Origin of the sequence: Streptomyces sp. NPDC050548 (assembly GCF_044457385.1) — a bacterium.
Classification (GTDB): Bacteria; Actinomycetota; Actinomycetes; order Streptomycetales; family Streptomycetaceae; genus Streptomyces.
Genome location: NZ_JBITGV010000002.1, coordinates 66,591 through 81,882, shown reverse-complemented (window position 1 = coordinate 81,882; position 15,292 = coordinate 66,591). Strand labels below are relative to the sequence as shown.

Here is a 15,292-nt window from a genome sequence, read left to right as displayed (position 1 = left end):
ACAATTGCCCGAACGAATGTCAACGGCCGTCCACCAACTGGACGGTGGGCACGCCGCTCAACTGCGGCAAGCTCCCGTTTCGTCCGCCGCATGGGCCGCCCAGTCCAGGATCTGGACAGCGGCACCGGCGGCCTCCAAGCCCTGGCAGCGGGCGTGGTGGCGGCGGGCGATGCCGTCGAGGTCCAGATGGGTGCCGAAGGCGGGGTGGGCGGCCAGCCGGCGGGCGTAGGCCCACAGGTGGGGGTGGTCGGCGACGCTCTGCACGGCGGCGGCGTCCAGGTGGTAGCGGTGCACGGTGTCGAGCTGCACCAGGGTCACCCACAACTCGACATCGGCTGCGGTGAGTTCGTCGCGGATCATGTGCTCGCGGCCGTCCAGCCAGCGGTCGAGCGAGCCCAGTGTCTCCAGCAGCAGGCCGAGGGCTTCGTCGCGCTCGGCCTGTTCGCCACCGGCCGCTCCGGCGCGCTGTGCCGCGTCCTCGATGCCCTGTGCGCAGAGCCGCTCGACGGCCTCGATCTCCGACTCGGCGCCGCACGGGTAGAGCCGGGGTCCGCCCGCACCGAAGTGCCGGGCGAGGTCGCGGGTGATGTCGGGGGCGTGGGTGCTGACGATGCGGCCGGACCAGTCGTCGCTGAGCACGGGCGCTGCGGCCGGTCCGGAGTAGCGGTGGGCGCTCGCCTCGTAGAGCAGGCGCAGTTCGGAGTGTCCACCACTCGGACAGTCGGGTACGGCGGAGAGGAACACGGCCGGACAGCTCTCGTGGAGGCCGAGGAGGCTGTGGGTGACGGCGATGCGCAGGCCGTCGGCGCAGGCGGTGGACAGATGGAGGCGGTAGCGGCGCGGCACGGCGTAGTGCCCGCTGCGCGCGTCGCTCCCGATCCGGCCCCTGAACAGGGGGGCGGAGCGGGGTGAGGGGACGGCGGCGAGAGACGTGACGGACATGGGACTCCCCGGGTACGGGCGCGTGGACGTACGCGCGGCGGAAGCGTCGTCGAACGGTGGACGGGGCTCAGCGCAGTGGGCTCATGGCGCTGCACACCCGCAGCAGATCGATGTGACGGCGGGAGGTCAGAAGGGGCGAACGGTCCACTCGGCTGGTGGTGACCGGCTCAAGGCGCCCCATGTTTCCCTACCTGTTCACTAGGATTCCCTACTGGAGTGTCGATCCACCGTCGCCCGGGGTCAAGAGGGCGTCCACGGGTCGGGCACAGGTCCCGACCCGTGGACAGGCCGGGCCGCTACTTCGCGTACATCAGGGTCCCGAAGCCGAGCTGGTCGTAGCCACCGCTGTCGGTGCCGTAGTCACCTCCCCCGCCCTCGGGTGCGACGAGGTTGTAGTACATGGCCGAGATGTACTTGTCGTCGAGGCCGATCCGCCGGTTGTAGTGGAAGTGGAGCATCGCCCACACCGGCCGGATCTGGCCGCGCGAGGAGGCGGAGATCACCGTCTGGGACGACTGGGCGCAGCTCTGCCCGGTGCCCCAGGTGTAGGTGGTGAAGGGCACGTCGCTGCCGCTGTTGTACTTCGCGACGTACTGGGCGGCCTTCATGAAACGGCGACTGTCGTACGAGTACAGGTCGTCGCCCTGGTTCCAGGCCATCTCACAGATGGCGCCCATCTGCCCCATGCCCATGACGGTGTGGCCCTGGTCGCGGCCGGACTCCTGCCACTGGCCGAGCGCGTAGCCGTCCGAGTCGGTGTACAGATACGGCACGGCGTGCGCGATCGAGCCGTTGCCCGCACCCGACTTGAAGTAGGTGACGGCCTGGTCGTACTTGGCGCTGTCCCCGTTGAGGATCCCGATGGCCAGGATGGACGCCATGTTGCAGAGGTCCCAGTTGGCCCAGTAGTTGGTGATGCAGGCGTCGTTGTGGTTGGTGAGGAAACTGTTGTTGAGCGGGTAGAAGACGTTCGCCAGCATCTGCTGGGCGGCGGCCAGATTGAACCCGCTGTAGTCCCGCATGAGTTCGCAGGCGTTGGCGAACTGCCAGCCGTAGAGGCCGGCCGCGAGAAACCGGTCGGCGTTGCCGGTGACCGAAGTCAGCGTGGTCGACCAGGCGTTGAGGATGTTCGCGGCGCACACGGCGTTCGCCTCGGTGCCGCCGACCTTCCAGCGCAGGGCGTTCTGGTAGGCGGCGGCGATGTCGTTGTAGAGCAGGCTGTAGTTCTGGCCGTCGCCGCCCCGGATGATCGTCGCGGTCGCCCGGTTCGTCCAGGTCGACTGTGAATGGGAGTTGGCGATCAGCTTGTTCCAGCCGGACAGCCAGGGGTCGGTTCCCGCCGCGACCCTGACCTTGGCCCGGTTGATGTCTCCGGCGTTGTGCAGCATGCCGGGGTGGGTGAAGGTGGCCGGGGCCGCGTGCGCGGTCGTGGCCACCGTGGCGCCGCCGAGAGCGGCGGCTGCGGTGAGCCCGCCCGCGGTCTTCAACAGACCGCGGCGGCTCAACTCTGTTCTGCGGAGGTGCTCGTGGGGGGAAGTGCGGCTCATTGCGGTGCATCTCCAATCCGTGGAGGATCAGGTGGGCGCGATGCTCACCTCGTCGAACTCCGTGGTGCAGCGGACCGGTTGGCTGCGTGAGCAGACCACCAGGCCGACGTGATAGGGGGCGTCACCGAAGCCGGGGATCTCTCCGTCGGCGAGGGGGGTCCAGGTGACACCGTCATCGGTGGACAGGGCTGCGCTGAAGGCGGTCCCGGCGCGCTTCAGCCGCAGCAGGGCGGGGAGGGTGACGGCGACACCGCCGGTGAAGGCGGAGGCACCGGCCACGGTCTTGCGGAGCATGAGCTGCGCGGTCGTCCCACCGCCGACGATCACGCCCGCCGCCTGGTCGAACGGTGACAGCGACTTGGCCATGAGCAGCCCCACCCGGTCGGCCGTGGTACCGGTCCGGGAGACGAGCCGGGCGACGACCTCGCAGTCACCACTGACCGGCCGCCGCACGAACTGCCCTGTCATTCCCTGGCCGTTGGCGTTCAGATCGACGCCCGCGCCGCGCACGGTGAAGGTCCCGCCGTCGTACGACGTGCTGCCCGGCGTGGTGATCGCCACCACGCCCAGCGTCCCGAAGTCACGGTCGTCGAGCACGGTGTCGCCGAGGTCGCCGTACGTCCACGGCGCGGGCGGCGCGGTGCCGACCGTGAGGGCGAGGGTGCCGGTGGCGGTTCCTGAGGCGTTGGCGGCGGTGGTCGCGACCGTGAACTCCCCTGTCTCCGTGGGGATTCCGGAGATGAGCCCGGTACGCCGGTCGATGCGCAGACCGGCGGGCAGGCCGTCCGCGGCGAACCGCACAGGCTCGTGCGAGGCCCGCAGCAGATGACGGAAGTCGGCTCCCTCGTTCGTGAACACGGCGTTCGCGGAGGTGAGTTGGGGCGTGGAGGGGCTCGGCATCACAGCCCGCACCGGCACCGAACGCGGCCCGCGCCCACCGGCGTTGGTCTTCGCGACCGTGTAGTGGTACGTCGTGCCGGGCGCCCCCGTCGCGTCGACGTACCGGATGCGGGTGCCGAAGCCGACCGGACCGACGCGGGTGGCGAGGGTCTTGTACGGCCCGGTGGCTCGGATGGCACGGAGGACCGTGTACTCGGCGGAGAGGTCCGAATCGCTCCAGTCCAACTCGACGGCGTCGGCACCGGTTTCGGCCCTCAGGTCGGTGGCGGTGCGGGCCGGGCGAGGCACACACCAGACCGTGCCGCTCGTGGAGGTCACGCTGACGTTGTCGAAGGCACCGGTGCCGGTCTCGGCGTAGTCCTGGTCGACGCCGAGGCAGGAGGTGAGGGCGAGTCCCGCGTAGGCGGTGCGCCCCAACTCGACCTCGGTGGAGCCTACTTCGGTCCAGTGGACGCCGTCCGGCGAGATGGCTCCGGTGCAGCGGGCGCCCTTCCGGGTCACCTGCACCCAGTAGGGCTTCCGCAGCCGGTAGCCGTCGCCCGCGCCCTCGACGTACGGCGCCTCCAGCGGGGTCGCCGACTCGGGCAGCGTGCCGAGGTTGGAGATCGGGAAGGCGGCGGATGTCGTGATCGCCTGCTGCTGCGAGGGCGGTACGGGCGTGCTGCCGGTCGCGGAGATGTCGGCGCCGTTAGCGGGCCGGGTGGAGAACACCCCGCTCCAGGTGTGCAGCGGCAGCCCCTGGATCAGCATCGAGGCGTGCGGAGCGTCGACGTCGAGAGAATCGCGGACGGTGACGCCGATCTTGGAGTACTGCGAGCTGAGCGGCCACACGATGCGCGCGGTGACCGTGCCGTCGCCGCGCAGCGGGAGGTGGACGAGACGGTAGGTGTCGGCGGTGCCGCTCGCCTCCAGGACGAAGCGCTCACCGTCGAGGACGGCGGAGCCGGGGATCTTCACGTCCCCGATGTCCTGGGTCGACCAGGGCCTCGGGAGACCGGCGGAGGCGGCAGCCCATGCCGAACTGCCGCTCGCTCCGAGGGTGTTGGTGGCGGTGACTGTGTAGTAGTACGTCCGTCCGGCGTGCACGTTGCGGTCGGTATACGTCGGCTGTCCGACCCCGGACGCGATCTTCTCGTACTGGCCGTCGACGTCGTTCGCCCGCAGGACCGTGTAGGAGTCGGCCCAGGTCGATGGCAGCCAACTCACCTGCACGGAAAGGTCGTTGCCGACGGCCGTGACACCGGCCGGTGGTGTCGGCACGGTCGGCGCGGATGCCGTGGCGCCGGCGTAGGCGAAGGTGCCCCAGCTGGGCAGGTCGTCGTTGCTGCCCTCGACGAACCGAGTGCCACCGGTGCCACGGAAGACGGCGTTCTTCGTGTACGGGGTGTCGAGGCCGCACACACCCGCGTAGTGCGCGTACGCCATCTCGTAGATCGGCGGCAGGGTGCCGCGCGAGGTGGCCGAGACGGTCAACTTGATGTATTTGCCGGTGCGGTCGAGGTCGGGGACGAAGGGGACGTCGCCGCCGAGGTTGTAGCGGGCGGCGTACTCGACGTTGGCGAGGATGCGGTTGTCGTCGAAGCCCCAGAGGTCGACGCCCTGGTTCCAGGCGACTTGGGCGGCATCCGCGAGCAGGCCGACCGCGAGTTGTTCGTGGCCCTGGTCCCGGCCGCTCTCCTGGCCCTGGCCGGCGGCGGTGACGATGCGGTGGAGGACGCTGCCGTTGCCCGCGCCGGCCGCGGCGAAGCGCAGCGCGTCGTAGAAGAGGGTGGGTTGTTCGGTGAACACGCCTATGGCCAGCAGGGATTGAAGGGACGTCAGGTCCCAGTTGCCGTTGGCGTAAAGGGTGTAGCCGGAGAGCGCCGGGTACCAGACGCGGAGGAAGGAGTCCTCGCAGCGGGCGATGTCGGCGGCGCTCCAGCCGTCGTAGCCGGTGTGGCGGAGGAGTTCGGCGGCGTTGACGAACTTGAAGGCCTGGAGGCCGGCGCCGAGGGGGCCGTCGGCTCCGGTGATGGCGGTGAGCGAGGCGGACCAGGCGTTGAGGATGTCGCGGGCTTTGTCGGCGTGCGCGGTGTCGCCGGTGACGGACCAGATGAGGGCGTTCTGATAGGCGGCGGCCGAGTCGGCGACGGCCTGGTTCTGGTAGTTGGCGGGACCGCGACCCCAGGTGGTGATCTGCCCGGTGTTCTGGACGGCGTACGACGCGGAGGAGCGGGCGTGGGCCGCGAGCGCCAAGTAGCCGTCGTAGACAGGGGATTGCTTGGCGGCCACCGCCGCTTTCATCCGGGCGATGTCGTCGGCGGTGTGCAGCAGACCGGGGTGGGAGAAGGTCACCTCGGTGTCGTCCGGGGCCGCCACCGCCCGCCCGGGCACGAGCAGTCCACTCGCGCCCGAGGCCAGCAGGAGGGCGGCGGTGCCGCCGAGGAATCCCCGGCGGCTGAGCGGGCCCGATGTATTCAACTGCGGCTCAGCAGGAGCGCCCTGAAGGGGCGCGGGGAACTGCGCGACCAGCCCCCACGGCGCCGCAGCCGACCAACGACCCCTCCTAGGTGCAGGGTTCGTCATGACGCGGCAGCCGCCTCTGCCTCAGCAGTCGTAAGGAACTTCAAGTTGGTAACGTGCTCGTTGTAGAACCACTGGATCTCGTCAGTCGTGTAGAACCAGCTCGGCTTCTTCATCGAGTCGGCGACGACCAGCCCGTTGATCACCAGGTTCTCGAACGTGACGTTGTTGATGGCGTGTTCGGCGTCGTAGCCGAGGAAGAGCGACGGGTTGGCGTGGGTGCCCGTGTAGCTGAGGTTCTTGACGTAGACGCCGTCGATGCCGCGGCCGACCGAGGTGTTGTACTTCGTGTTGTACATGACCTTCATGTAGATGACCTGGCCCCAGCGGAAGTCCTCGATCCGGACGTCCTCGATGCGGACGTTCTTGATGAGGTTGGAGTCGCCGGGGTTGAGGGCGATGCAGCCCTGGTAGTTCATCTGGGGTTCGCGGTGGTCGAGGATGTCGATGTTCTTGATGACGAGGTTCTCGATCGTCTCGGGCGTGTCCGTGTTGCCGTGCGTGCCGACGTTGATCGGGTGGGCGACATCGGCCCACAGGGTGCAGTTCTTGACGGTGATGTCGCGGGTGTCGCCGTAGTAGTTCCAGCGGTGGCAGTAGATGGCGATGCAGTCGTCGGAGTTGCGCATGAAGCAGCCGTCGAAGGTGATCCGGGTCGAGGAGAAGACGTCGAAGCCGTCGCCGTTGCCCTTCGAACTGAACGCGCGCGCCTTCTTGATGTGGACGTTGTCGCTCTCGCCGAACGTGCCCGCGTAGCCGGCCGGGTTGAGGATGATGACGTTCTCGACGCGGATGTTCTTGCTGCCCTCGCAGAGGATGGCGCCGCCGGGGTTGTTGTAGAGCACTCCGTGGCCGATGAGTTTGGACCGTTCCACGTCCTTGAAGTAGACCTGTGCGGTCAGGACGGCGCCGCCCGCGAGGTAGACGGTCTTGCCGCTGGGGACGGTGAGGACGTTGCCGGTGACGGTGTGGACGCCGGGGCCGAAGTAGATGACGTCCGGGTCGTCGGCGGACGGGACGTGGTGCTCGACGCGGTTGGTGATCAGGTGCAGGGCGTCGAAGATCTCGTCGTTGATCTGGACGACGACGTCCTTGGGTTCGTCGAGGGTGAACCGCAGGGTGTCGCCGAGGAGTTCGGGCTTGATGCCCAGCGCGTCCGGTCTCACCCGGGCCTTGGTGGTGCCGCCCTTGAGGTACGTCACCTCGATCTCGACCGAGCCGTTGAAGTCGAAGTACGCCATCGACGAGTTGTAGACCTTGCCCGACCCGGTGGTGGCGTTGATCTCCTCGAACTGCGGCCGGTAGATGTCGAGGGTCTGCCACGCGCCGTCGGGGGCGGTACGGACCCGCACCTGGAAGCTGGTGTTGGTCGGCATGGTGGCGGGACGCGGGTAAGTGACCAGCTTCGGGAGGGAGTTGTGGCCGTCGCCGGCGTGCGCCGCCGTGGCGGTCAGCCCGGACAGACCGGCGGCGAGCGCGGTGGCACCGGCGGCTTGGAGGGCCGTACGACGGGACAAGGGCGTGTTCATGGTGCGACTCCTTACAACAGGTGGAGAAGAAGGGCTACTTGAGGCCGCTCGTCGACATCCCGGCGACGAACCCGCGCTGGGCGACGAGGAAGATCAGCAGGATCGGGACGACGTACATCACGGAGGCCGCGGCCTGGAGGTTGGTGCTGGGGGTGCCGGCCGCCGTGACATAGGTGGTCATCACCGCTACGGCGAGGGTGGAGTGGTCGGTGGAGAGGAGGAGTTGAGGCGCGATGTAGTCGCCCCAGGTCCAGGTGAAGGCGATGACGAAGCTCGCGGAGAGCACCGGCCAGGACTGCGGGAGAAAGATCCGCCAGAAGATCCCGCCGTAGCCGCAGCCGTCGACGATGGCCGCCTCCTCCAGTTCGCGGGGCAGGCCGGCGAAGAACTGGCGGAAGAGGAAGACCAGGTAGGGGGCGGAGGACAGGCCCCACAGGACCCACGGCCAATAGGTGTCCACCATGCCGAACTTGGCGAAGATCAGGTAGGTCGGCAGCAGGGTGATCATCTGGGGCAGCATCATCGAGCCGATGAGGATGCCGAACAGAACCTTCTTGCCGGGCGCGCTGAGCCTGGCGAAACCGAAGCCGACCCAGGCGGAGCTCAGGGTGACGAGCGTGGCGTAAATGGTGGCGATGATCAGGGAGTTGCGGGCGTAGCCGAGGAAGTCGATGGCCTTGTAGGCGTCGACGAAGTTGTGCCACTCGAAGTGCGTCGGCAGCCAGTGCACCGGAGCCGCCGCGAGTTCGGCCGGGGCCTTGAGACCGGTGAGGATCAGCCAGCCGAACGGGCCGAGGAACAGGCCGGTGATGACGACGAGCGCCGTGTAGAGGACGAGCCGGTTGACGCGTATCCGCGTGCGGGCCGGGGACTTGGGGTTCACGCTGGTGGCGGTCACTTCTGCGCCTCCGGGCCGACGTTGTAGAAGACCACGCCGGAGGTGAACTTGAAGATGAGTCCGGTCGCGACGAGGATCAGGACGAAGAGCACCCACAGCAGCGCGGAGGCGTAGCCGTAGCGGCCGAGCGCGAAGTACTCCGAGAACACATGGATCATGTAGGTGTAGTTGGACTGCGGGATTGTCGTGAGGCCGCCGGTGCCGGCGGTGGGGGCGAGCAGCATCGGCATGATGGTCTGCACCGAGGCGATCACCCCGGTCACGGTCTGGAAGAGCAGTACCGGCGACAGCAGTGGCACGGTGATGCTGCGGAAGGTGCGCCAGGCGCTCGCGCCGTCGATGCGGGCCGCCTCGTGGAGTTCGCGGGGGACGTCCTGGAGCCCCGCCAACGAGATGATCATGATGTTGCCGGCTGCCCAGAGCACCGTCATGACGAGGACGTAGCGGGCGTAGGGATCGGCCAGCCAGCCGATCGCGTCGAAGCCGAAGAAGGTCAACGCGCCGTTGGCGGCACCGGAGTTCTGGTCGAAGAGGTTCTTGAAGGCGATGCCCGCGCCCACCGGGGGTACCACGGCGGGCAGATAGAGCAGGGTGCGGAAGAGCCCGCGTCCCTTGAGGGGGCGGTTGACGAGGACGGCGAGTGCGAGTCCCGCGATGATCGACAGCGGCACGGAGAGCAGCGCGAACAGTCCGGCGCGGCCCAGGGCGTCCCAGGTGACCGAATCGCCCATCAGCTCGCGGTAGTTGCCGAGGCCGACGTAGTGCCAGTGCGGGGAGATGCCGTCGTAGGTGGTGAAGCTCAGCCACAGCGCGTACGCCATGGGCGTGATGGTCAGCAGCGAGAAGCCGATGATCCACGGTGAGGCGAACATGTAGAACGCGCGGTGCTTGCGCGTCGTCATGGAGGGCCCGGTGCGCGCGACGGACCGGGGGCGGCCGGCCTTCGCGGTCGGGCGCGGCCGTCCGACGGCCGGCGAGGAGGCCTGATCGACCGTCATCCCACCTGCTCCTTCCCGCGGTTGATCTGTTCGTTGATGACCGAGTTGAGGCGTCCGGCGAGGCGGTCGACGGACATCTCGCCCTTCATCGCGGGCGTGGCGACCTGGCTGAAGAGGGACTCGAAGGCGTCGCCCGAGATGTACGGGGAGAGGGCGACCACGGAGAAGTGCTTCAGCTCGTTCTGCTGTGCGCTCAACGTCCGTTTCTGGAAGTCCTCCTGATGAGGCATCAGGGGTCGCAGGGACTTCAGGGTGGGGATGCCCCAGCCGCTGGAGGCGCGGGCCTTGGCCGGTGCCTCGCCGAAGTACCACTCGAAGATCCGCCAGGCGGCGTCCTTGTTCTTCGACTTGCGGGGCATCCACATGCCGGTGCCGCCCTGGCAGGCGCTGATCCGGGGGCCGCCCGCGAAGACGGGAGCGGGGGCGAGCCGGGAGACCTGGGCCAGCTTCTTGTCGGTGCCGATCATGCCGCCCATCCAGTAGCCGCTGTTCGACATGGCCAGCCGGCCGGCCTGGTAGGTGGGGCCGTCCCAGCCGTTGGGGTCGGGCAGGACGGGGCTGGGGCCGACCTTCAGCTTGCAGTAGTCGATGTACCAGGCGAGCGCCTTGCGGGCCTCGGGGGTGGTGAAGTCGACCTTGGAGAAGTCGTCGGCGAACAGGTTGCCGCCGGCGGACGCGGTCATGGTCGCCATGAGGGTGAGTTTGACCAGGCCGTTGTAGCTGCCGCCGAAGACGGTCGTCTGGCCCTTCGAACGCTGGGCGAGGTGCTGGGCGTTGTCGAGCCACTCGTCGAAGGTGATGGGCTCGGTCTCCGCCGGGTAGGCGACGCCCTTCTTGTCGAAGGCCGCCGTGTTGTACCAGAACATGGAGTCCTGGGAGAAGTCCTTGGCCATGCCGTAGCGGGGGCCCTTGCCCTGGACCTTGCCGTCGTAGCGCCACAGGTTGTTGACCGGGTCCAGATCGTCGGGCCGCAGGACGCTGCTGGTGGCGAAGTAGGAGTCCAGTTCCTGCATCACGTCCCGCGCGGCGTAGAACACGGCGTCCACGGCGCCGACCCCGCGCACCAGGTCCGGCGGGTTGCCGCTGGTGAGCATCGCGATCAGCTTGGTGATGTCGTAGTCCACCCGCTTGATGGAGATGCCCGTGTCCTGCTTGGCCTGCTTGACCAGGTCGGGGCCCAGGTCGTCGGCCTTCGCCATCACCGTGATGGTCTCGCCCCCTCCGCTCACCCCGGTCGACACCTGGAGGGCGCAGCCGCCCAGCGCCGCCACGCCGGTCGCGGCACCGGTCGCCGAGAGGGCGAGAAATCGTCGGCGGCTCAGGGGAGCACCAGCATGTGGGTGCATGACCGCACCACCTCCAATAGAAACCGGTTGTCACGCGTTGGGGCAGAGCTTCTTCCGGCTTGGAAACGGCGTCAAGACCCTTGGCGAACTTTCGAAAAGACTGGGTAAGCTCGCAGACACGGCAACGTAACCCCGTCTCGCGGGAAACCGGTTGTCAGCCGGCCGTCGCCGCTTGACTCCCTTCGCGAGAGGGTCCAAAGTTGTGTGTATACGTCGTAAACGTACGAGGTCTGGCAGTGAGGAGCCGGACCGATGAGCCCGCCGTCGACCATCCTCGTCACCGGCGGAGCCGGTTTCATCGGAAGTCATGCCTGTGTCGAACTGCTCGACCACGGCTATGAGTTGATCGTGGTCGACGACTACTCGAACAGCACGCCGCAGGCCTTCGCCCGGGTCGAACGGATCGCCGGCCGCTTCGCCGGTGCCGTCTACGAACTGGACGTCCGTGACCGGCCCGCCCTCTCGGCCGTCTTCGACCGCCATCCCGTCGACGCCGTCCTGCACTTCGCCGCGCACAAGGCCGCGGGTCCCTCGGCCCGAAGGCCCGTCGAGTACTACGACACCAACGTCGGCGGCACGACCGCCCTGTTGCGGACCATGCACGAGCACGGGGTGCACCAGCTCGTGTTCTCCTCCACCGCCGCGCTCTACGGCGACGCCGAACACGGCCCCCTCGACGAAGCCACCCCGGCCCGGCCCCTCACCCCGTACGCGGCCTCCAAGTGGATCTGCGAGCACATACTCGCCGACGTCTGCCGCAGGTGCCCCGAGTAACAACACGAGTGGCACCGGCACGGCCGACGAGGTGGAGGCGAGGCATGGCCAAGGAGCGGGCGAGCGCGCAGAACAAGGACGACCGGGCCGGGGCGGGTCCGGCGCGCCGAGCCGGCGACCGCGGCCGGTACGGCCGGCTGAGCCGGGAGCGGCTCCTGGCCAGCGCACTGGAACTGGTCGACCGGGAGGGCCTGTCGGCGCTGAGCATGCGGCGGCTGGGTGCCGAGCTCGGTGTCGAGGCGATGGCGCTGTACCGGTATGCGGCGAGCAAGGACGCCCTGTTGGACGGCCTGGTCGAAGCGCTCTACCTGGAGCTTCAGGAACGCCTCGCCACCGGTGCCGAGGCGCCGAAATGGCGCACCGAACTGCACCGGATCGCGCTGGCGACGTACGACGTGTGCATGGCCCATCCCCAGGTGGTGCCGCTGCTCGCCACCCGCATGCTGGCCGTTCCGCTGGCCCGGAGGCCGCCGGCCGTGCTGCGGCAGCACGAGCGGGTGATCGCCCTGCTGCGGGACGCCGGGTTCGGCGTGACCCGGTCCGCCGTCGTCTTCCGCGCCTTCACCGCCTGGGTGCTCGGCTTTGTGTCCGTGGAACTGCAGGCCATGGTCGACAGCCCGGAGGAGCAGGATCCCTCGTTCCGTCTCGGCCTGCACCGCATGCCGCCGCAGGAGCTGCCCCGGCTGCGGGAGACCGCCGCCGCACTCGCCGAACGGGGCGGGCCGAAGGACCTGACGGACGGGCTGGACGCTCTGCTCGAACGGTTCACCGAGTGACAGGGGCCGCCCACCGGGCCGGAGTTCAGCGCAGGTCGGCCGCGCGCTCCGGGCTCTCGTCGAGGAAGCCGCCCGACTGGTGCTGCCAGAGCTTCGCGTAGGCGCCCTCGGCCGCCAACAGCTCCTGGTGCGTGCCCTGTTCGACGATCCGGCCGCGGTCGAGGACGACCAGCCGGTCCATGCCGGCGACCGTGCTCAGCCGGTGCGCGACGACGAGTGCCGTCCGCCCCTCCATGAGCCGCCACAGCGCCTCCTGGACGAGGACCTCGCTCTCGGAGTCGAGGGCGCTGGTGGCCTCGTCGAGCAGCAGGATCGGCGCGTCGCGCAGGATCGCCCGGGCCAGGGCGACGCGTTGACGCTGTCCCCCGGAGAGCTTGATCCCGCGCTCCCCCACCATCGTGTCGAAGCCGTCCGGCAGCGCGTCGGCGAACTCGGTGACGTGCGCCGCCTCGGCCGCGCGGCGGACCTCGGCATCGGTGGCGTCGGGCCGGGCGAACGCGATGTTCTCCCGCAGAGTGCGGTGGAACATCGCCGGGTCCTGCGGCACGTAGGCGATCAGGCTCCGCAGGTCGGCCTGGCGCAGCCTGCTGATGTCCTGGCCGCCGATCAGGATGCGGCCGGAGTCGATGTCCGTCATGCGCAGCAGCAACCGGCTGAGCGTGGTCTTGCCGCCGCCGGACCGGCCGACGAGCCCGATCTTCGTGCCGCTGGGGACGTTCAGTTCGAGCCCGTCGAAGAGGGTGTCGGCGCCCGCGTGGGCGAAGGTCACCTTCTCGAAGCGGACGTCGGCGCCGCGGGAGAGCAGCGGTTCCGGCGTGTCCGGGTCGAGCACGGTGGGCGAGGCCAGCAGCAGTTCGGTGAACTGGGCGGCCTCGGTCATCGAGCTTTCCAGGCGCCGGTAGATCTGGTTGAACTCGAACATGATCCGGGTCGCGTTGGAGTAGTACGTGAAGGCGACCACGACGGCCTCGACCCCGTGCTCGCCGCCGCCGAGCGCGACCGCGAGCAGCAGGCCAAGTGCGTTGGTGAGTACGGAGAGTGGCGCGACGATGGTGTCGATGCGGAGGTTGCCGTAGTCCCACGAGCGCAGGGTCAGCCGGCGTGACTGGGCGACGCGGGAGCGGTGTTCGGCGGCCTCGCGTTCCTCGGCGGCGAAGGCGCGGACCGTGTCCATGTTCATCAGGCTGTCGGCGACATGGCCGGAGACCCGGGCGATGGCCTCCTCGCGCAGATCCACGAGCCTCTGACGGCGTCGAATGAGGGGTGCCACGACCAGGGCGGTGAGCGCGATCATCACCAACAGCCCTACGACGAGCCACGGTTCGTAGCGCCACAGCACGACCGAGCCGAACAGCAGCGGCACCAGGCTGCCGACGACCTGGAAGGTCATGGTGTCGACGAACTCCTCGAAGCGGGAGGCGAAGCTCAGCACCCGCTTGGTGAGCGACCCGGCGAAGTTCTCGTGGAAGAACGCGGCGTCCTTGGCGAAGAGTTCGTCCATGCCGATCACATACAGGTGCTCGATGCCGAGCGCGTCCAGCCGGTTCAGACAGTGCAGTCCGAGCCGCCACAGCACCTCGGCGAACAGCAGGACTCCGGCGAACCCGAGGACGTACGGCAGGGTCGAGCGGACGCCGATGCCCGTGTCGCCGGCGATGCGGCCGACGAGCTTCGCGACGATCAGCGGAGCGACGTAGTTGATGCCGATGTTGCCCAGGGCGGGCAGCAGTGTGGCGGGCGCGGTCCACCGGCGGAGCCGGGCCAACTCCCGGCCGTAGTAACGCAGTGCGAGAAGTACCGAGCCCCGGCGCGACCCGGCCTCGCGCGTTTCAGGCGATCCCATTCCTACCCCGTGATGTCGAAGGAAGCCCGGCATCGGCGCTGGCCAGGAATGGCAGTGTCCCGCGCGGGCACCGGTGCGGTCCAAGCGTTTTTCCCCCAACAGCGGTGATGCGCACGGGGATTGTGGGCCCTACGGTGACACCATGGCGACCCAGGTGAGCGAGCCCCTGCGGCTTCCCGACATGCCGTTGCACGATCCGTTCGTCGTCGTGGACGAGGGGACCCGTACCTATCACCTCTACACGTCCAACGACCCGTCCGTGTCGGGTGTGGAGGGCGTCGGCACGATGGTCTACCGCAGTCCCGACCTGCGCGACTGGACGCGTCCCGACGTGGTGTTCCTGGCGGCGGAGCAGCTCAACCTCTGGGCGGGCGACGGTGGTTGGGCGCCGGAGGTGCACCGCTGGAACGGCCGGTACTACCTGTTCACCACGCTGCACGACGAGAAGAGCCCGCTCCCGGTGCCACCGACTGGCAGATGGGGCACGCCGTTCGCCCTGGTGAACCACCGGCGGGGCACGGTCACGGCCGTGTCCGATTCCCTGCTTGGCCCCTTCACCGTGGTCGACCCCCTGCGCCCCACCCCGCCCGAGCACCTCATGACCCTGGACGGCACGCTGTACGTCGCCCCGTCCGGACAGCCGTGGATGGTGTACGCGCACGAGTGGCTGCAGACCGTCGACGGCACCATGGAGGCGGTCCGGCTGGCCCCGGACCTGACCGGGACGATCGGCGATCCGGTCTTCCTGTTCAAGGCCTCGGACGCGTCCTGGATCGGCGAGGAGATCCCGGCCGGTGTCCCACACCAACTCCCGCCCTACGTCACGGACGGACCGCAGCTGTACCACTCCCCCGACGGTTCCCTGCTCATGCTGTGGTCGACGTACGAGAAGAACAGGGCCGACCCGGACGGCACCCTCGGCGGAGGCTACGTCCAGACCTACGCCGTCTCGGAGTCGGGCGCGCTCACCGGCCCGTGGCGCCAACACCGGCCGCTGGTACGGGAGGACAGCGGTCACGGCATGCTGTTCCGCACGTTCGAGGGGCAGTTGACGATGATCCTCCACCGCCCGTTCGAGAACGCCCGCGGCAAGCTGTACGACATGGAGCTGCACGGTCATGAACTGCGGGTGCTGCGGCAGCGCACCGACCTGGACGGCGGCGGCTGAGACGCGGGC

11 protein-coding genes and 1 pseudogene are annotated in these 15,292 nt (G+C 68.8%); 3 read left to right on the top strand and 9 right to left on the bottom strand.

From position 1 onward, the window contains the following. Positions 1–57 precede the first annotated feature (57 nt). The 8 genes from ACIBJH_RS06210 to ACIBJH_RS06175 form a co-directional block, all read right to left on the bottom strand. Positions 58–942 carry a glutathione S-transferase C-terminal domain-containing protein gene (locus ACIBJH_RS06210; RefSeq protein ID WP_399115668.1) on the bottom strand — a complete coding sequence of 295 codons (885 nt, stop codon included), beginning with the start codon at positions 940–942 and terminating at the stop codon, positions 58–60. Between the two features lie 67 nt (positions 943–1,009). Continuing rightward, positions 1,010–1,123 (bottom strand): putative leader peptide, encoded by a 114-nt coding sequence (locus ACIBJH_RS06205; RefSeq protein WP_317880146.1) that lies wholly within the window; start codon positions 1,121–1,123, stop codon positions 1,010–1,012. A gap of 115 nt (positions 1,124–1,238) precedes the next feature. Further along, positions 1,239–2,489, bottom strand: coding sequence for an alginate lyase family protein (locus tag ACIBJH_RS06200; protein ID WP_399115667.1), 1,251 nt, complete (start codon positions 2,487–2,489; stop codon positions 1,239–1,241). A gap of 27 nt (positions 2,490–2,516) precedes the next feature. Further along, on the bottom strand, positions 2,517–5,792 hold the full coding sequence (locus ACIBJH_RS06195) for an alginate lyase family protein (protein ID WP_399116363.1): 3,276 nt from the start codon (positions 5,790–5,792) through the stop codon (positions 2,517–2,519). Between the two features lie 158 nt (positions 5,793–5,950). Continuing rightward, the gene (locus ACIBJH_RS06190; RefSeq protein WP_399115666.1) at positions 5,951–7,480 is read right to left on the bottom strand and encodes a glycosyl hydrolase family 28 protein; all 1,530 of its coding nucleotides are present in this window, start codon (positions 7,478–7,480) and stop codon (positions 5,951–5,953) included. Positions 7,481–7,514: 34 nt separating this feature from the next. After that, a complete protein-coding gene (locus ACIBJH_RS06185; protein ID WP_399115665.1) occupies positions 7,515–8,378 on the bottom strand; it encodes a carbohydrate ABC transporter permease in 864 nt (287 codons plus the stop codon). Then, complete coding sequence (locus ACIBJH_RS06180) at positions 8,375–9,376, bottom strand: carbohydrate ABC transporter permease (protein ID WP_399115664.1); 1,002 nt, start codon at positions 9,374–9,376, stop codon at positions 8,375–8,377. The genes ACIBJH_RS06185 and ACIBJH_RS06180 overlap by 4 nt, the downstream gene beginning before the upstream one ends. Next, on the bottom strand, positions 9,373–10,722 hold the full coding sequence (locus ACIBJH_RS06175; RefSeq protein WP_399115663.1) for an extracellular solute-binding protein: 1,350 nt from the start codon (positions 10,720–10,722) through the stop codon (positions 9,373–9,375). Before ACIBJH_RS06175 ends, ACIBJH_RS06180 begins: the two co-directional genes overlap by 4 nt. 252 nt (positions 10,723–10,974) lie before the next feature. On the opposite strand from ACIBJH_RS06175, the pseudogene ACIBJH_RS06170 reads away from it, so the two are divergent. Further along, positions 10,975–11,493 (top strand): annotated as a pseudogene (locus tag ACIBJH_RS06170) (SDR family NAD(P)-dependent oxidoreductase); the annotation flags it as partial. Between the two features lie 47 nt (positions 11,494–11,540). Beyond that, complete coding sequence (locus ACIBJH_RS06165; RefSeq protein WP_399115662.1) at positions 11,541–12,272, top strand: TetR/AcrR family transcriptional regulator; 732 nt, start codon at positions 11,541–11,543, stop codon at positions 12,270–12,272. Between the two features lie 25 nt (positions 12,273–12,297). Here ACIBJH_RS06165 and ACIBJH_RS06160 read toward each other — a convergent pair whose 3' ends face one another. Beyond that, positions 12,298–14,115 carry an ABC transporter ATP-binding protein gene (locus ACIBJH_RS06160; RefSeq protein ID WP_399115661.1) on the bottom strand — a complete coding sequence of 606 codons (1,818 nt, stop codon included), beginning with the start codon at positions 14,113–14,115 and terminating at the stop codon, positions 12,298–12,300. Between the two features lie 142 nt (positions 14,116–14,257). On the opposite strand from ACIBJH_RS06160, the gene ACIBJH_RS06155 reads away from it, so the two are divergent. Continuing rightward, a complete protein-coding gene (locus tag ACIBJH_RS06155) occupies positions 14,258–15,283 on the top strand; it encodes a glycoside hydrolase family 43 protein (RefSeq protein ID WP_399115659.1) in 1,026 nt (341 codons plus the stop codon). Positions 15,284–15,292 lie beyond the last annotated feature (9 nt).